General features: G+C 31.9%; 13 protein-coding genes and 1 pseudogene. 10 read left to right on the top strand and 4 right to left on the bottom strand.

Annotated features, from left to right (window positions below):
- Positions 1-10: 10 nt before the first annotated feature.
- Complete coding sequence (locus NSQ40_RS17375) at positions 11-796, top strand: TrmB family transcriptional regulator (RefSeq protein WP_003202962.1); 786 nt, start codon at positions 11-13, stop codon at positions 794-796.
- 16 nt (positions 797-812) lie between these two features.
- Here the strand turns inward: NSQ40_RS17375 and NSQ40_RS17370 are convergent, their stop codons facing one another.
- Positions 813-1,232 (bottom strand): CbrC family protein, encoded by a 420-nt coding sequence (locus NSQ40_RS17370; protein ID WP_176523932.1) that lies wholly within the window; start codon positions 1,230-1,232, stop codon positions 813-815.
- A 355-nt stretch (positions 1,233-1,587) separates the two neighbouring features.
- On the opposite strand from NSQ40_RS17370, the gene NSQ40_RS17365 reads away from it, so the two are divergent.
- Complete coding sequence (locus NSQ40_RS17365) at positions 1,588-2,973, top strand: FAD-binding oxidoreductase (protein WP_098715619.1); 1,386 nt, start codon at positions 1,588-1,590, stop codon at positions 2,971-2,973.
- Positions 2,974-3,009: 36 nt separating this feature from the next.
- A pseudogene (locus NSQ40_RS17360) lies at positions 3,010-3,513 on the top strand (SDR family NAD(P)-dependent oxidoreductase); the annotation flags it as partial.
- Positions 3,514-3,654: 141 nt separating this feature from the next.
- Here the strand turns inward: NSQ40_RS17360 and NSQ40_RS17355 are convergent.
- Both NSQ40_RS17355 and NSQ40_RS17350 read right to left on the bottom strand, forming a co-directional pair.
- The gene (locus NSQ40_RS17355) at positions 3,655-4,410 is read right to left on the bottom strand and encodes a cell division protein FtsQ/DivIB (protein ID WP_191664129.1); all 756 of its coding nucleotides are present in this window, start codon (positions 4,408-4,410) and stop codon (positions 3,655-3,657) included.
- A 765-nt stretch (positions 4,411-5,175) separates the two neighbouring features.
- Positions 5,176-6,075 carry a VanZ family protein gene (locus NSQ40_RS17350; RefSeq protein WP_255258819.1) on the bottom strand — a complete coding sequence of 300 codons (900 nt, stop codon included), beginning with the start codon at positions 6,073-6,075 and terminating at the stop codon, positions 5,176-5,178.
- A gap of 977 nt (positions 6,076-7,052) precedes the next feature.
- Between NSQ40_RS17350 and NSQ40_RS17345 the strand changes: the two genes are divergently transcribed.
- Together NSQ40_RS17345 and lepB are read left to right on the top strand one after the other, a co-directional pair.
- Positions 7,053-9,164, top strand: coding sequence for a peptidoglycan D,D-transpeptidase FtsI family protein (locus tag NSQ40_RS17345; RefSeq protein WP_003207932.1), 2,112 nt, complete (start codon positions 7,053-7,055; stop codon positions 9,162-9,164).
- A gap of 77 nt (positions 9,165-9,241) precedes the next feature.
- Positions 9,242-9,772, top strand: coding sequence for a signal peptidase I (gene lepB, locus NSQ40_RS17340; protein ID WP_098610646.1), 531 nt, complete (start codon positions 9,242-9,244; stop codon positions 9,770-9,772).
- Between the two features lie 1,747 nt (positions 9,773-11,519).
- Here the strand turns inward: lepB and NSQ40_RS17335 are convergent.
- Positions 11,520-12,218, bottom strand: coding sequence for a DUF4145 domain-containing protein (locus tag NSQ40_RS17335; RefSeq protein WP_258248273.1), 699 nt, complete (start codon positions 12,216-12,218; stop codon positions 11,520-11,522).
- A 964-nt stretch (positions 12,219-13,182) separates the two neighbouring features.
- Between NSQ40_RS17335 and NSQ40_RS17330 the strand changes: the two genes are divergently transcribed.
- The 5 genes from NSQ40_RS17330 to NSQ40_RS17310 all read left to right on the top strand — a co-directional run bounded on the left by NSQ40_RS17330 (position 13,183) and on the right by NSQ40_RS17310 (position 19,056).
- Complete coding sequence (locus NSQ40_RS17330) at positions 13,183-14,115, top strand: bestrophin family protein (protein ID WP_097787481.1); 933 nt, start codon at positions 13,183-13,185, stop codon at positions 14,113-14,115.
- 922 nt (positions 14,116-15,037) lie between these two features.
- Positions 15,038-16,015 carry an agmatine deiminase family protein gene (locus tag NSQ40_RS17325; RefSeq protein ID WP_098159370.1) on the top strand — a complete coding sequence of 326 codons (978 nt, stop codon included), beginning with the start codon at positions 15,038-15,040 and terminating at the stop codon, positions 16,013-16,015.
- Between the two features lie 106 nt (positions 16,016-16,121).
- A complete protein-coding gene (locus NSQ40_RS17320; protein WP_258248274.1) occupies positions 16,122-16,940 on the top strand; it encodes a MerR family transcriptional regulator in 819 nt (272 codons plus the stop codon).
- A gap of 84 nt (positions 16,941-17,024) precedes the next feature.
- Positions 17,025-18,779 carry an amidohydrolase gene (locus NSQ40_RS17315; RefSeq protein WP_097787478.1) on the top strand — a complete coding sequence of 585 codons (1,755 nt, stop codon included), beginning with the start codon at positions 17,025-17,027 and terminating at the stop codon, positions 18,777-18,779.
- 16 nt (positions 18,780-18,795) lie between these two features.
- Positions 18,796-19,056: a hypothetical protein gene (locus NSQ40_RS17310; RefSeq protein WP_097787477.1), complete on the top strand. Its 261-nt coding sequence runs from the start codon at positions 18,796-18,798 to the stop codon at positions 19,054-19,056.
- The last annotated feature ends 45 nt before the right edge of the window (positions 19,057-19,101 follow it).

The raw sequence follows: 19,101 nt of genomic DNA, 5'->3' as shown, positions 1-19,101 counted from the left end.
GAGTGTTTCCATGATTGATTTATTAAAAAAGATAGGATTATCAGATCTAGAAGCGCGATGTTATTTGACATTACACGAAGAATCTGATTTGTCTGGCTATGAAGTTGCAAAACGGGTATCTGTTTCAAGAACAAATGTATATGCTGCGTTACGATCATTAACGGATAAAGGAGCTTGTCGAAGCATAGAAGGGGAGACGGTTCTTTATAATGCTGTTCCAATTGAGCAATTAATCCGTCTTTTTCAAACTGAATTTGAACAGACTTCGAAGGCACTTATCAATCAATTAAAAACTCCACCTAGACCTGCACCTGCTTTTTATAATTGGCAAGGAAGTAATGCATTAGATAATGCTGTACGCCGCGTTATTGCAAATGCGGAAACATCTATAGTTGTAGATGTTTGGTCAGAAGACTTGCACTATATAGAGGAAGCACTACTTGTAGCGGAATGCAAAGGAATTAGTGTTATCTTAATTACAATCGGGACATGTAAAACACCTCTTAAACATGTATTCCAGCATTATAGGGATGAAGAGTGGCCTGCTGATGAAAGGAAGTTTTCTATTCTCTGTGATTCTAGTTCAGCTTTAATTGGTAGTTTCGGAGGAGAGATTAAGCCATCTGCATTAGAGACGAATCATCCAGCAGTAATTGAAGTAATAAAAAATGCTTTTTACCATGATATGATGATGCAGCACATCGAAGAGGATTTTGGGAAAGAATTTCAAGAGAAGTATGGGGAGAATTACCGGAAAATGTTAAGCTATTTCAAAGAGAAAGGCTGGCATATTTAATGACGGCAATTGATATTCAATTTTGTAGTGAACTAATAAAACGTGTAGGAACCCGTTTATATGAAATTGCTAAAAGAGCGATTTCTTCCCATTCCACATATCCAATAAATGCACAAAAATCATTACAATGACTCAGCCAATACTCCTGTTGCCATCGACCATATCCAGGCGTTCTATGGATAAGTTCTTTTACTTTTTCTTCATCACTTACTTCCTCACAGGAGTATGGATCTTGAAATTCTCCATCAAATTTTTTAGATGCATTTCCATTAGCAATACACCAAGGACAGATGCTTTCTACCCTTTCTATAGAATAGAAAGGACCACTATAAACATACTCACGTTCGTTTTTGCAAACAGAACAAGTCGTAAATTCTTTTTTAAAAATCCCTAGTTCTAATGCGTTTGGATTATATTTAAAGGTTGGTAATTGCACGTCTGATTCCCCCATAAATGCTATTTAAATTTACATCGTATTTCTATTGCTAAAATGTAATCAGGTTAATTTGAATATAAACAAAATATCTTTATTTTACAAATATTACTGGGGATGATTTGACTGACACATTAACGAGAAAGAAGATTTCTTCTAATTTCATGTTACATATTTTTGTGAGTTGATTAACTTATGGATGTCCAACTTAATAGTAATTGCACGGCATTTTTTATTTAGGACTTGAATTACTAGTTTTTTCAGATTATTATGTATGAAATAGTTCATCAGATGAATCGTTATAAAAAGATCTTAAATTGTATATGAAATCTGTAACAGAATGGTGGGAGAGAATGAAATGAAAGCTGTAACTGCAAATCTGATAATTGCTTTAAAAGAGGTACTTCCTGAAACACAAGTAGTAGTAAATGAAACGGTGAGAGAACTGCACAGTAAAGATGAATCTTATCATCCTAGCAGTCTGCCTGATGTTGTTGTATTTCCAACAACGACAAAAGAGGTTAGTGAGATAATGAAACTAGCGAACAAGTACCAAACACCAGTTGTACCATTTGGAGTGGGCTCAAGCTTGGAAGGTCATGTAATTCCATATGAAAATGGCATTACAATTGATTTTTCACTGATGAATCAAGTGCTGGAGGTAAGAGAAAAAGATTTTCTAGTTAAAGTGCAACCTGGAGTAACTCGTTCACAGCTTAATAAAGAATTAAAAAAGTATGGATTGTTTTTCAGTGTGGATCCAGGGGCGGATGCAACATTAGGTGGAATGGCTGCTACAAATGCAAGCGGAACGACCTCAGTAAAGTATGGCGTTATGCGTGATCAAGTTCGTGATTTAGAAGTTGTGCTTGCAGATGGAACGATTATACATACAGGGAATTTAGCTGCAAAGTCGTCATCTGGTTATCATTTAAATGGTATTTTCGTTGGATCAGAAGGAACACTTGGTTGTTTTACGGAATTAACGCTAAGAGTATATGGAATACCTGAGCATACGATGGCAGCAAGAGCATCTTTTCCGACAGTGAATGATGCGGTAGAAGCTGTAATTGATATTTTACAAGCTGGTATTCCGATTGCGAGAATTGAGCTTGTTGATGAACTTTCAATGAAACAAGTTAACAAATATAGTGAAACAAACTATAGGGAAGAGCCAACGTTATTTTTAGAGTTTCATGGAAATGATGCGGGATTAAAACAAGATATTGATTTCACAAAAGAAATTGTTAAAGATCACAAGTGTAAGGCTGTTTCATTTGAAACAGAAACAGCAGCAAGAAATAAATTATGGGAAGCAAGACATAATTTAGCATACGCTTATGTTCATAGTTGCCCAGGGAAAAAACTGATGAGTATGGATGTTTGTGTACCAATTTCAGAGTTAGCAAGTGCAATACAGTATGCAAAAGAGACTTTAGATGCTATGGGAATTGTTGGGGGAATACTTGGACATGTCGGAGATGGGAATTTTCACGTTCTATTAATGGTGAATCCAAATGATACAGAGGAAGTGCATAAAACAGAAGCGGCAAATGAAAAAATTGTGATGTATGCTCTTGAGCGCGGTGGAACATGTACAGGTGAACATGGGGTAGGGATTGGTAAACAAAAATATCAAGAAAAAGAGCATGGAGCAGCACTTCTTGTGATGAAAAAAATGAAACAAGCTCTTGATCCGAAAAATATTCTGAATCCAAATAAGATTTTTAAAATTAAAGAATAGGGAATGATTCTGTCAATGACCCACGACTGAAGTCGCGGGTTTGGAAACTTTGCTTCCGTTGGGGAACAAAATTTAAATAAAATTGAGACGATGCTTCACTTGAATATTGAAGCCTTAACCGTTCTGTCCTCTCTTTATGTACGTGACTATACAGATGTTGAAGGAACGCAAATCATCAATATTTCTTCAGGAGGAGGATACTTGATTGTTGCTGATGCTGTGACCTACTGCGCGACAAAGTTCTATGTAAGTGCCTTTACAGAAGGTCTCGCACAAGAATTGAAAGGAAAAGGAGCAGCCATGCAAGCGAAAGTCTTGGCTCCTGCTGCAACAGAGACCGAATTTGCGAAACGATCCTATGATGTTGATAATTTTGAATATAATGGTGTTGTTCCTAAGTTCCATACAGCTGAACAAATGGCCGGTTTCTTGCTCGATTTATATGACAGTGGGAAGGTGGTAGGAATTGTGAATGGAGAAACGTATGACTTCGAATTAAGAGATCCGATTTATCCGTATGTGACCAGGACAAGAAACTAGTTTTTGAAAATCCCAACATAACAAAAAGCCGATAGTTCTGAAGTGACCCCAAAAAGTTAGACACATTTTAACAATTGGGGGCAGTTCATTACTACAAGTTCTTTTTTATTTTTCCTATAATAGCAAATGTAATTTCAAGGCTTATAATTTGTTATTTGCAAATATAGAATCTTCTAAGTGAATTACAGGGTATTGTTTAGAATCTAAGTTTTTAGTTATGACTGGATATAGTTCCATTTTTTTAGACAAATCAGTGATTGAAGCGCTCACTGTAAACCCGTTTTTCGCATATAGATATATATGGAATTTATCATTCTTAGTCGGCAAAAAATTAATCTCAGATATTATACTTTGTATTTCGCTCGGTAATTTATTTAACTCCGAAATAAGTTTTCTAAGTTGTTTTTCATCATTTCTAGTAAATTGTTTTATTACAGGTACACTTTTGGAGATTTTATCATTTGTAAATTTATCCAACATTGTACCATTTTCAAGTAGAAGATAATACTTATTATCTTTAATCATATATGCAACAGTGCTATTTTCTTTAACATTAATAGTGACTCGACTTGGAAAGTTCTTTGAAATTTCGACTTCTTTAATCAGATTATTTTTCTGTATTCTTTTTTTTATATCTTCTTCATGTAAATTCCAATAATTATCTTTGTCGCTTAAATTGGATAGACTTATAATTTCTGCTTTTGAAATTATTTCATTTCCAGTTACATATATTGTTGAAATTTTTCCAAAGCGATTTAAAAATAATAACAAAATAAAAGTTATTAATACACATATACTTAATGCTTTTTTCCTTCTAGCTGCTTTTAAATTTCTACTTTGTATTAGTTGTTGATGACGAACCTGTTGGTTAAATGGATATACATTATTTTGATTCATAATACCTTCCTCTAGTAGCCTATTATATTCCATTTAAAAAAATGCTCTAACATTTGTTGTTTAGTATGTTAATGGCCATCATGTACATATTTCGACTTTTTTACACTGCAGGGTGTATCCCCTAGCCCTGAAACGGACATAAATTCCTAAAACATTATATACATAATAGGATAATTTCTCAATATAGTTATAATATACAAGTGATATTCTTCACAATTAAATAAACTGATACAGCATTTTAGATTTCTAATTAAAAAATTAGTAACATTTAGTGATATAGTAAATCATCTCTAAGTGTTCTTAAAAAAATATCACCATTTTGTAAAATAATCAAGGTATCGAAAGAAATTTCATTCTCCCGATATCTAATATAGGGAATAAGGGAAGTAATGCTAAGAAAGATGAATGATTATTTTCGTCGCGGGACTGAGAAGATGCCACCTCTAAGCGAAGGGTAGGTGGCGAGTAGTTCATAAATGCTTCGTAAAAAATTACATAAACAAAGGGAGAAGAGTGATAAACATTCTTCTCCCTTTGTCTGTAATTAGGGTTAGCATTATACTAATAAATATACGCTGTTGTGAACTGCTAGATGAACAATCCACTTCTAAGATTTTAACAGAAATAAATAATAATATGATATGCAATATTGCATATTAAGATATAGGTGTTCGGTATATACCCTAAATTGGAAGACTTGTATTTTATATTAAGTATATACAAATAAAGAATAATCCGCCAGTATCTAAATTGGCGGATTATTCTTTATTTTTTCCATTCTGTAAGTGTAACATCCCATAGTAATACATCGGTATCAATGAACTTGATACAAAGTTCATTTGCTTTATCCAACTCTATTTCAAAGGAACTTTTTGATGTAGATATGTTTTTTTCAGAGAATTGAACTGTTTGTACATCTTTTCCATCCACAGAAATAATTATCTTTCCAGAACGTTTACTAGCACCATCTGGGATACCAAGATAGCCCGAAATTTTTACATATTTACCCTTTAACAAGTATTTAAATTGCTGAAAATCTGTTCCATTACTACTATACATATTTAATTTAGATTCAATTTTTTTATGAGCAATTTCAAAACTATGGAAATTTTTATCTTTCGGTGCATATCCATTAGTTTCTGTCAGTTGATTTAGTCCTATAATAGTTCCGTTTTTGAGAGAGTGTTGCTGCTTTTCTAATGATTTGTTAAATTCACCTACAACAACAATCAATCCTAAAGTAAGGATTGATGATGTTACACAAGTAATAATAAGTTTTTTTAAAAAAGTATTTGAACGAAATCCTATTTTATATGCAGCAAATCCTATTATAGCACCCATTGCATTCACAATTACATCATCAATGTCAAAACCTCCAAGAAAAGTTAGCATTTGTAAAACTTCTAGTATAAGGATTGAAATACAAAATGAGGTAATGAATCGAATGAAGCTACAGCGGTATAACAAAGGAATTAGTACTCCAAAAGGTATGAATGCAGTTAAATTCCCAAAATTAAAAACCCATAGGTTAAAGTCTTCTTCACCTGTCATATTTGGTAATCCTAAAGGAATACTAGTCGGAATTAACTGGTATTGGTATTCATAATTAATATATTTTAATCCCAACCTATCAAAACCAAGAAACATAAAGTAAAGTATTAAAATTGAATAAAAACCTAATATTGTGAGGACAATCTTACGATGTTTACCTTTGATAATAAAACCTCCTATTACTCAAGAATATTCGTATTGTTTTTATTGAATATGTATTTTTAAAATATAACAATAAAAACATATTAATATAAGTAATAATGATGTATCAACAAAAAAATAATTTGTCAAAAAGTTAAATTGATAAAGGTGGTGAATAAGTATATCGGAATCAATTTTTGATGATTTATTTATTTTAAATGTCGTTTAAACGTAATTTATATTTTTGAATAAAACTTATACACTACACAACTTTAAAAAGGTATTTTATACAGTTCATTCATAAAACGATTATTAACAATTCGATAAAATTTGTGAGGATTCAAAAAACATTTTTCAAACAATAACAAAATTGTGGAACACGCTTGTTGAGAAGATTGAACATGAAATGTGTATAATCCGTAGGACAGGGTGCTTACAATTTAGATTTTGAATAAATTTATTGTGGAATAAATTTCATAAAACTTATATATAAATATATTAAATTATTGTCGTTAAAGATATCTCTAAAGACTCTAAATAGAGAAAGTGTTCTTTAATTTTGTTTGACAGGAAAATTTTCATTTGTATAATTAAGAAATGAGTTTATCTAGGTATTGTTATTTTACTTTTCATTTGAAAATGGATCTATCGCTCTCACATTAGTAGTTATGCTAGTAACAGACGGATTGGAAACGTTTAATATAATGTCGTTTTTATTTGATTTACAATGATGTTTATTATTTCTGAAAAGTACGAATACTCCTGTTTAATAACATATTAATAAGTTTACTTGGGTATTTGAAGTTGTATTATCGTTAATCGTAAAATGCAATATACTAAATTAGTTAATGATTTTTTATTAGAAATCTATCAGCTGTAATAAACTTATTATTTTTAATTACATTTAGAACTGTATTATTTTAATATATTGTACTTAAGAGGAGAATGAAATGAAACAAAAACAGAAAAAAAATACTAAAAAAAGTACGATTCCCTTAAGGTTGAATATATTGTTTTTCTGTGTATTTTTACTATTTTCAGCTGTTATTATTCAGCTAGGAAAAGTACAAATCATTGATGGAGAGAGTTATAAGAATATAGCGGAGAAACAAGGGAATTCCACAATCAGCATTCCCGTTCCACGTGGGCAAATTTTTGATCGGGAAGGAGAAAAAGTTGTTAACAACAATGCTATTCGTACTATTACATATACAAGGATGAAGGGTGTAGATTCAGAAGGCATTCTAAAAACAGCTAGAGATCTGGCAAACGTACTTGAAATGCCAGAAGAAGACATAAATAAGTTAACCGAAACAGATAAAAAGGATTTTTGGGTAAAGTTAAATAAGGAAAAGGCTCAAAAAAAGATTACGAAACAAGATGAGGCAAAATTCCGAGCCAAAAATATTGAAGGGAAAGAGCTTGATAAAAAAATAGAGGAATTAAGACGAGAACGTATCACAGATAAAGAACTAGGCGAATTAACACCAAAAGATTTAAAAGTATTAGCTATTAAAAGTAAAATGAGTTCGGGCTACTCAATGACACCTCAAATTATAAAGAAAAATGTGCCTGAGAAAGAATACACCATTATAAGTGAAAATTTAGCTAAATACCCAGGGGTAGATACAACAGTTGAATGGGAACGTAATTATGTAAATGGTGATTTATTTCGTTCGGTATTGGGTAATATAACAAATTCTGAAGAAGGACTGCCTAAAGAACACTTAGACTCTTATATGGTACGTGGTTATAGCCGTAATGATCGCGTAGGAAAAAGTTATATTGAACAACGATATGAAGATGTATTACATGGAACAAAAGCAGAAATTAAAAATATTACTGATAAAGAAGGAAACATTATTCGAACGGAAACCGTTTCTAAAGGGAAAAGCGGAAACAATGTAACGTTAACAATAGACATGAAATTACAGAAACAGGTAGAAGAGATTATTGAAAAGCATTTAAAAGCTTTTAAAGGTTCAGAACGTTTATTAGACCGAGCATTTGTTGTTATGATGAATCCAAAAACGGGACAACTTTTATCTATGGCAGGGAAAAAATTAGTCAAAAAAGATGGAAATATAGAAGTGGAAGATTATGCTTTAGGCACAATGACAAGCTCCTACGAGCTTGGATCTACTGTAAAGGGAGCAACACTTTTAACAGGATATGAGACAGGTGCCATAACACCAGGAACATATTTTTATGATGCACCAATGAAATTTAAGGGAACAGCAAAAGCTAAGAAATCTTGGAAAGACTTTGGAACTATTGATGATATAAGGGCATTACAAGTTTCATCTAACGTGTATATGTTTAATACAGCTTTAAAAATTGCAGGTATAAATTATGTACCGAACAGTTCTTTAGATATTAAAGCGGCTACATTTGATAGGATGAGATATTATTTTGGGCAATTTGGATTAGGAGTTTCGACTGGAATTGATTTACCAAATGAAACGTTGGGACAACAAAAAAAACAAAATTATCAACCAGGTTTTTTACTAGATTTAGCTATTGGTCAGTTTGATACATATACGCCTTTGCAACTTGCACAGTATGTTTCTACCATTGCAAATGGGGGGTATCGAATGAAGCCGCAGATTGTACAAGAAATTCGGGAGCAAACAACGCAAGAAGAAGATATTGGTAAAGTTGTACAAACTATGCAACCCATTGTGCTGAACCGCGTAGATATGAAAAAGGAATATATCGACCGAGTACAAGAGGGCTTTAGGCAAGTGTTCCAAGAGGGTGATGGAACTGGTGTGAGGTATTTTCAAAAAGCTCCTTATAAACCAGCTGGTAAAACAGGAACAGCGCAAACAGTTTATGGAGGCGAGGACCCTGTTGGTAGAGATTCAGAAGGGAATCGTATTCATTGTTACAATTTAACTTTAGCAGGATATGCCCCATATGATAATCCAGAGGTTGCATTTTCCGTTGTTGTACCATGGGTAAATGATGATAAAGGTGGAATTAATTCAATGATTGGTAAAGATATCTTAGATGCATATTTCGCTTTAAAAAAGAATCAAGGAAGTAACGTTTCTCCATAAACAAATAAGTGGAATGCTTCTAGTAAATATATATAAATGAAACGCCCCTACATTAAAATTTTGTAGAGGCGTTTTTCATGAAAATAATCAATAAGGAATGGAAAAACATGAAGCAAAAGAACCCAAAATATTGGCGTAATATAACATTGTTTTTATTGATTACAGTGATGCTTATGATAATAAGTTTAAACTTTTTATTATGTAAAATAGAAGGGGAATCTATGTATCCTACTTTACAAAATGAAGAGTATATACTAGTTAATAGAGCAGGTGCAGCAATTTTTCCATTACGTCATGGAGAAATTGTTATTATAAAAAACCCCAATGATCCTAAGTATTATGTGAAAAGGATAATTGGATTGCCAAAGGACAAAGTTAAAATAGAAAATGATATTCTGTATATTAATGGAAAGGAAAAAAAAGAAAACTATATTTATAAAGATTTAAGTAATAAATCCAAATATCTTGCTAACTTTGAAGAAAGAGAAGTACCTTCAAATAAATTATTTGTAATGGGGGATAACCGTTACCATAGTAAAGATAGTCGAAATGGTCTGGGATATATTGATAGATCTAGTATTGTAGGAACAATAATATATCAATTTTAATTATTTGAATTTTGATATTTTTTATCTAAATTCAAATGGTAGTATTGCTTCATAAAGTAACTAAATAATGGATTTATGATTTGAAATGATGGAAAACAAGGGAAAACGTGAAACATAGAAAAGAAATAGTACATTACAATGACAAGATGTTAGAAACCATGAGGAATAGATAAAAATAATTATAGTGAATGTATATCACATAGTACTTGATGAATAGCAAAAAGCCCTAGCTAGGTGCAAAGCTAGGGCCCACAGTTTAATTAGATTGCCGACTACTGACTATCTACCTATCAAGTATAACATATAGTTTCTAAAAGTTTAATAAATGAATTTTGTAAATTAGTGAACAAAGAGGAATGTATAAGGGGCACGGCAACGATTCCTTCTTTTTGGGGCTACTCAAAATAGCCACGATCTTTTCATAAACAGAGTGTGGCTATTTTTTAAGTGCTTAATTTTTAAAGGTCTTTTTATTAAACTGTCCATTTTATAGGGTACAGTTCAGAGGGAAATAAGCATTTTTGCTATTTAGACTCACACAAATGATCTGTACATCAATTTAGCCTTGATAAACAGATCATTTGTAAGATGATAATTCATTGTAAAGAAGTAAGGATTACATGAACGCTTTTAAAAGAGTTGTTACTAACGGAATTACTCCACCTAAAAATGATAAAATTGCAATTGCGATTGCCATAATAATTCCTCCTTTGTAAATTTCTGAATATTAAGAACTTTGTAAGTTTATTATATTATAAGTTTAAGAATATAACAATATATTTTTAAATTTATGGGGGGGATTTTTAGAATGTTCCTGTATTTTAATGCTGATGTAATTTTGAAATATACTCTGACTAAAATAGACAGAAGAAATAGAACTACAAGACAAAGTATAATAAAAAGAACCAGCCAAAATTAGAGGGATTTTCGGATATGGCGGGTTATTCTGTGAATCGTTTCCGTACCCCATGAATAGAATATTCATAATGTGACATAGCATCATTTTTTATGAAATGGAATTAAAAGGAAGTTGATGCGTCTATGATAATAATAAAGGAGATGATTATACTGAATATCTTTTTCTATTTCTTACTCATTCTGTTATTTCTTCTTGTTGATTACTATTGTTTAGATATGGATAACAAAAGATGGGGATGGTTTAAAAAAGAAGTAAAAAGCAAAAAACAATCTTTTTTACTCTAGTTCTTCTCTTAACCTTCATAGGATACATACTTATTGATGCTGAATACTTTAAAATCTGATGTCTTTAGTTAGCTAAAGAAGCCAATTTTTCTTAAGAACTCAATAGTTAATATCACTCACTTCCAATAGAGATGATTATGTGAATGGAAAATCCCTTTTCAGGTTACAAATATCTTTTGCAGTCTAAAACATTTTTATGAAATATAATTTAGTTGGTTTAGAAAGAATAACATTTTTTATACTTGAGGATAGAAAAATTCTTAAGTTGATGAGTAGGACGTACCGCCCACATTTTAACGAAAATATACGCTAAGCAAAATTCGGCATGAAAAAGCGTTGATTTTACTAATCTAAGAAAATCCCCTAATCTCAAAAGCGTCAGTAAGTATTTGAGACAAATGCACTTCAACGTAAAAAACGTAAAATAAGCTAAAAATAGCTTAAACGGTTTCTCAAAACTTATCTTTAAATTAAAATCCCAATTGAAATCATGCTGTTGGTTTTTGAAAATCTCTTAGCGTATAAAAATATTAAAATGTGCGTGCTACACCTTTTTAAATTTCTGTTCAATCTTATCATGTACTGATTCGATTTTTTCAGGCAACACAAATAAATACTGGATAAGGACTTCTAATAATTCTGTTAATAAAGCTACTGTTTCATCATCAATTTCCTGTTTCAATTCAAGCATCTCATAAAGAGGGCTGTCTGGATGAACGAGGTGGCCAACATCTTGAATCGGTTTAGTTAAATCGATATATTTTGGCAATTGCTCAAATTGCTGGGAAAGAGGCTGCTCATTACTTTTCTCTCCAAGAAAATGTTTGAGGACACTTTCAAGAACTCGTTTTGACATTACTGCAGCAGCAGAATTATCTTTTGACTGACTGACATTTAAAGTAGAGCGATACGCCCTGACAAGGTCTATAGGGACATGTTTATTGCGTTCGAGCTGATCCGAAGGATCTTTTAAATCCGAAGGACTATAAATATAAACTTCTACTTCTTCATTTATTCGATCCATATAATCATTAAACATAATCACGAATTCTGATGGCTTTTTACATTCAAAACAAAGCCCTTCTGCGAATAATCCTCTTTTTGTAACTTGGTAAAAATTCGTTTTTAACGTAAATTCACTTGATTTACCGCATTTAGGACACTCGCTTTTGACATTTTTCGGCACCTTTAAATACCCATACTGGGTATGAGATGAAATGGCTCCTGGCAATATTTTTCTCATTTAAACCTCCTAAAAACTCAACCCTAATACGTAACTTATATAAATATTTCTGGTAACTATTCAGTCACCTCATGAAGATATAAGGTATTTGGAAAAATTCACCAAAATATGTTTGCCTGTTTTATCACAAGATGTAGTGTTATCGCACATGTTTGTGTTGTAGCAAAAAAATAGACCGAATTTTCGCCTATGAAACTCCTAAATTAAAGGTATTGCTGAGTAGTTATTATTTTCGTATAGTGTATTATTGATAATACAAATTTTTAAAGTTATAGAAAAAGTATAACTTTAAAAATTATAATTACAATATGTAATATATGGAAATAAAAGTTTTTTCTAGTAGAGTATCATTATAAATGCCCACATTTTAACACCAAGAAAGAGGAGGAAATATTATGGAAATCACAATGTCAATTTTAAAATTTGTAGGTGGATTACTTCCATTCGTACAAGAGCTTTTAAAAGCATTTATGTAAGTTCATTATTTAGCAATTATTTATAAAAATTATCATACAAATGATCTGTATATCAAAGATGAATTGATGTGCAGATCATTTGTGTGAGCAAAGTCCCTTTAGACATTATGAATGGACTTATTTAACTTGCTTTATGCTTAGCGTACAGACAGCTACTGTACGTTAAGAGATACTTGTTCAGAAAATCATATGTTTATGAACAAAGGATAAATCGATATTGGATTCACTATTCTATTATTTAATTTTATAATCTGTTAATTTTTAATACAGAGAACATACAGACTGTAAAACAATCAAGTAAAATTAAGAATTTGTAATTAGATGATGGTAAAGCTCAGGTATGTTTTTCATACAAAAGGATTTTTTCACCCCTCTAAGTAAAATAAAGTTAGGTATTGTATTTTTTAATAATATCCAGCTGGTTTTATGTTGAATTTGATTACCGTAAAAGTATAAATAAGTTAATAAAGAAAGAGGTTTATGTAAATATGGTTCATTACAACAATCAAGATAGCTTACATCGAGTATTTACATTAAAAGGAACGATTATAAGGGATATTTCCCCTCAAATTTTATTATATATATGTGTCTCAACAGGTATGGTTATAATTAATCACTATTATGTAGAAATAAATATAAATCAAACTCCATGGGTTATTGTTGGTGGAGCTTTAGGTTTACTATTAGTATTTCGGACCAATACTGCCTATGATAGGTATTGGGAAGGAAGAAAGTTATTTGGCGCTATTGGTGGCTCTACTAGGAATTTGGCGGTGAGTTTTTTAAGTCATTGGGATTCTAAAGGGGAAAATACGGATCAGGAGAAGCTGAAGTTTTTACATCTATTAATTGCTTTTTCAAAATTGGCTAAACAACATTTGAGAGATGAAAAAGATTTATCTGAAGTAAAAGATTTGTTTAAATTATGTTCTGATAAGGAAAAAAAGCTATTGATTGAGTCAAACTATTTACCGATTACTATTGTGTTTATGTTAAAAACTATCCTATCAAAAGGATTAAGATCTGGTCACCTTCACCCCAATATAATAATTAATATGGAAGCTGATTTGAATAATCTGCTTACTGCTATTGGTGGATGTGACCGTATCAAAGCAACCCCTATTCCTTTTGCATATTTCGCCCATATAAAAAGTTTACTGATTATATTTTGTGGGACTTTACCAATTGGGCTTGTTGATTGTCTCGGATGGTTTACAGTGCTTGCAACTACGTTTATTAGTTTTGCATTTATAGGGATTGAAGCGATAGGAGTTGAAATCGAAGATCCATTCGGTCATGATCCAAATGACCTTCCACTAGAAGGGATTTGTATAGGAGTGGAAACTCATTTATTACACTTATACAATCAAAATAATCTATTAGAGTCGTCAGCTTTAAATTCTCATAAAAAAATCATCTAATTGCATATTTCATGAGACTTTTTAAATTATTTATTCATATCATTAACAAAAAGAGTTCTATTCATTTAGAACTCTTTTTATATTCTCTTCATAAATGAATTCAAAAGTAGAAATACATTTAATAAAACACACATGGACTTTTCTTTATATCATAGCTTCAGTTTAATGATAGATAATTACCATGTAATTAGCAGTGCTAAAAAAATACATATGATATTTTTATCTCCAGAGTTATATGATAGTGAACTGTTTTACGTTAATACCACGAAATTTCCTCAATTTCGTTTTTCATACTTCTTCATTATATTATATATTTTTGTAAATTTAATTTTGGTATTTATCATTTTTCTCTAAGGTGTTTTGAGGGAAAATAATTCTTCCTTTTTGATATAACTTAATATTAACTACTTGAGATTTATCTAAAGGTCACTATTACGCAATTTACTAATAACAAATAACCAATTACATTCCAAAACACTATTATGAGAGTGTAACTTTTTTATTATGTAATTCATTTTAAAAGTTGAATTTATATGGATGATGGCTTGGTTTTCAAATCTTGTCAAGAGCGAATTTTCCGCTTAACCACGGCTTTATATTTTTTATATAAATATATAATATTTCTCCGTGCTATAATCCACTCATGAAATGTGCACGTTTCTAAAATATAGAATCATAAGAGAATTGAATTGAGGAATAGTTGTATGTATCCAGCTATTTGCGGGCAGTAAGAACCCCATCTCAAAATTCGGCAAAAGCAAAGAAATTAGGTGGGGGTCGGGCTGCTCGTAAAAGTCAGATTGGTGAGAGCTAATAGCCATTGAGGGATGAAGCCCCCTACTGATTAAAGTTTCACTTTATCTTGATAATGACTTGTTTCAATCAGTTACTCAATAACCCTTAAAATAGTGAGGTAAACAATATGAATCAAATACACAATGGAATTATTTTTACTGCAATACCAAATAAATCGAATCAATATTATCGACCATTTTATGAAGATCTTATTTATTTTAATGAGAACCTAAATGAAAATAAAGCATTTACCGATCAACTTATATCTTTAACTGTGGAAGAACAAGACTTTGATACAAACTTTTTTGAGTATGACGACATTTGGTTAAGAGACGTTGCACCAGTTGTAACAAATCACCTCGTTAAATTTAAATACCAACCAGATTACTTACCTGAAAGTCAAAGTCGATATTTAAATCAACAATTCAATAAATGGCTGAAGAAAAATGACTTTGAATATATTACTTCCCCATTGATATTAGATGGCGGTAATCTCATTTGGAATAAAAAAGATACAATTATATTAACGGATCGTATACTTGACGATAATTATGATTGGACAGAAAAAGAAATTATAGAGCAACTGGAATGGGATTTAGATGTCAGTCGAGTTATTATCATTCCTTCTGAACCAGGAGATGTGCTTGCACATGCAGACGGTATGATTAAGTTTATTGATGAACATACAATGTTTATCAGTGACTTTCTAGGAGATTACGAATTTAGGCATAGCATTCAAGAGATTATTCGAGAGCAAATGCCTGAAGCGGAGTTTGTAGTTGTTCCTTCTTCATATACAGAAGAAGGGCAATATGATCAAGAGATAGCATCAGCCAAAGGTTTATATATAAACATGTTAGAAACAAGAGATGCTCTCTATGTTCCTAGGTTTGGATTATCTAAAGATCAGGAAGTCTTACAATACATCCAAAAACATACTGATAAACATGCGATTCCAGTTCATGTAGGAGATATATCGACAATGGGAGGCGCAATTAATTGCTTAACGTGGTATTGTCCCATTCATTTGTTACCTCAAAAATTTAAAAGAATGAAAAGTCGGGAGGATGAATTCTCCATTTCGGATTTTTTTAATTGGAAATGATGTCTGTTTGCAAACTCCCTGTAAAAAATACCTATTATGAGAGTAAAAGGTTATTATATGGGATTATAAAAGACGTAGTGAATAAAGTTACTCAAGGAGTATTTAAATGTATAAAATTACTGAATTTTCTCGAATCTGTAAAATGAGTACTCGGATGTTGAGACATTACGACAAAGAGGAAATACTGAAACCAGCATATGTTAATCCCATAAATGGATATAGATATTATGAACAGGGTCAATTGGAAGTGGCATTACAAATCAAAAAACTAAGAGAGTACAGATTTCCTCTCTCGAAAATCAAAATAATTCTTCAGTCATCAGACCAGAATTCACTTATCAAACATATGCAATCGCAAATTATGGAGTTATCACATGAAGTGAGAGAACATTTACAGGTTATTTCCGAAATGAGTGAAATGATAAATAGGAACATAGATCTCATTTCAATCCAACGTAGACACTACGATATATTAATTGGAGTGAGAAGTGAAATAACTGTCATAACGCAAAGATTACAAATCGATATTAATGATATAGATGAACATTTTGATTTCTTATATGAAAAAGTACAAGTGAATAATTTTCAAATAATAGGTTCTCCATCCGCCATCTTCTATGATGAAGAGTATATTCCGAATCCCAGTGATATTGAATTAAGAATTCCAATTATTTATGAGAACACTGGAATTTTATCATGGGATTGGGAGATAAAAAAGCTAGCTCAGCATCAAATTGTTACTACCTTGCATCATGGGAGTTATGACGATATAGGTTACGGTTATATGGAACTAGAAGAATGGATTAAAAATAATGGATATCTGATAGTTGCTCCACCATGTGAAGTCTATTTAAAGGGTCCTGAATGCGATTGCCCAGTAGAGGATTATGTGACGCAAATTTGTTTTTCAGTTATTAAAAAGTAACAACAATAATGATTTGACCTTGACACTATGTTAACGTTTATTCTATTTTCAAAAGCAATTTATCTTAATAAAAGGAGTAGAAAAATGAAGGGAATTCCAAAGAAAGCACTAATGGTCATTTGTCTGATTTTTAATATGGTATTGATTTCAGCATGCGCTCCTGAAGTGGGAGAAGCCAAGCAAAATAGCACTGTTCTGCCTAACCATTTGCCAGACAATGTAGTATTTAAAAATGGGAAAATCTATACTTCTAATGAAAAACAAGATATGGCAGAAGCAGTAGCAATTAAAGATGGTAAAATTATATTTGTTGGTTCCGACAAGGATGTAGAAGAATTTATAAATAAAGATACGAAAGTCATAAATCTACAAGGGCGTTCCGTCCTTCCCGGTTTTGTGGACAATCATAATCATATATTTGAAGCAAAATCACCCGCGGCAGGAAATTGTAGTGTGTCACCAGATGCTTCATTACAAGACCAACGTTCGTATTTAAAGGATTGTCAAAAAGATTTAAAAGAAGGGGAATGGATAAGCGGATCGGGATTTAGTTTGGAAAGTTTGTTAAAAGACATGAGCGAAGAATCGGAAGAGCAGACTCCATTGCAGCTCCTTGATGAGCTGTTCCCCAATAATCCTGTAGTAATTATGGAAAGAACCTCTCATTCTGTATGGGTTAACTCCAAAGCAATGGAGTTGGCTGGAATGAATAAAGAGACGAAAGATCCACAGGGGGGAAGAATTATTCGGGACCCGGAAACAGGAGAGCCTTTTGGTATTCTTTATGACTCAGCTGGTGATATTGTAATGGAGAAAGCATGGAGTTCACAACCAAATCTGTTTGAAAAAAATTACGAAGGTTTATTGGATGGCTTAGATGAGGTTGTGAAGAATGGTATTACTACAGTTGGTGATGGACGTCTATATTGGAAACGAGGTTGGTTAGATGTCTGGAATAAAGTTAATGATGAGAAAAAGTTAACATCACGAGTAGTACTTCGTCCGTGGGTGTATCCAAATTTAAATGAAGCAGAACAAATTGAGTATTTCAAAAAAATTAGGCGAGACGATTCATCGTCTCGAATGCTTATTAATCAAGTGAAAATGTATAGTGATGGAATTAGTATTAACAGCACAGCTAAAACACTAGAAAAATATAAATTTGAGTGGTTTAAAGGAACTCCATATGGTTTGAACTATATTCCAGAGCAGAAAATGAAATGGTGGTTGACCGAACTCGATAAAATTGGTTATGGTGCATTGATTCATACAATTGGAGACGGTGGAGCAAGAGAGAGTTTAAACGCAATTGAAGCAGCGAAAAAAGAAGGAGCAAAACAGCCTTATACGCTCACGCACGTGGAAATGGTAGAAGATAGTGATATTAACCGTTTTGCTGATTTAGGTATTAGTGCGGATTTTCAAGTAGGGCATGATTTTGCGGAAGATCCTAAGCAAAGCTGGGCAAGTATGTATTTTTCAGATCAACAGATGAAACGAATTATGCCGCTAGGACGAATTTGGAAAACAGGAGCAAATGTATCGCTTAGTAGTGATTGGGACGTAAATGAACTGAATCCACTTGTCACTATTTCGAATTCACTAAGCATTGGTGAAAAAGGTTTACCTGATGTATACGCAGCTATTGATGCTTATACAATTAAGCCTGCCAAATCATTAGGACTTGATAATATAGCTGGTTCTATTGAAGTAGGTAAATCTGCTGATATGGTAGTACTTGATGAAAATATAACTGAAATGAGTAAGGATAAGATTCCAGATGCTCAAGTTTTAATGACAATTTTACAAGGAGAAGTAGTTTATCAAAAGGAGAAATAGATGAAAGGAAAAGCTTATGAAATTAATGCAAGCGAATCCAGAAATTTTTAAAGATAAAATCATTAAGCCGTCCAACTATTTAATTGAGCATGTCGGAAACAACCAATATCTATTGCATAGAGAAATTGCAGAATATGAAAAAGAAGCATTTAGAACAGAAAAATTATTTCAATATAAAGGAAGAAGTTTTTTACCAAGCATTGAACAGTTTACTTCAGAAGAGCAAGCTAAAGTAGCTGTATACTCTTATTGGAAAGCAATTAACCAATTATATTAAAAGTGGATTAAATCACAGCTTGTTATTCACACAAAGAAACGAAAA

It is taken from the genome of Bacillus sp. FSL K6-6038 (assembly GCF_038050455.1).
Taxonomy (GTDB): domain Bacteria; phylum Bacillota; class Bacilli; order Bacillales; family Bacillaceae_G; genus Bacillus_A; species Bacillus_A pseudomycoides.
The sequence above is the reverse complement of the archived record's forward strand: the minus strand, read 5'-3'. Positions and strand labels throughout refer to the sequence as shown.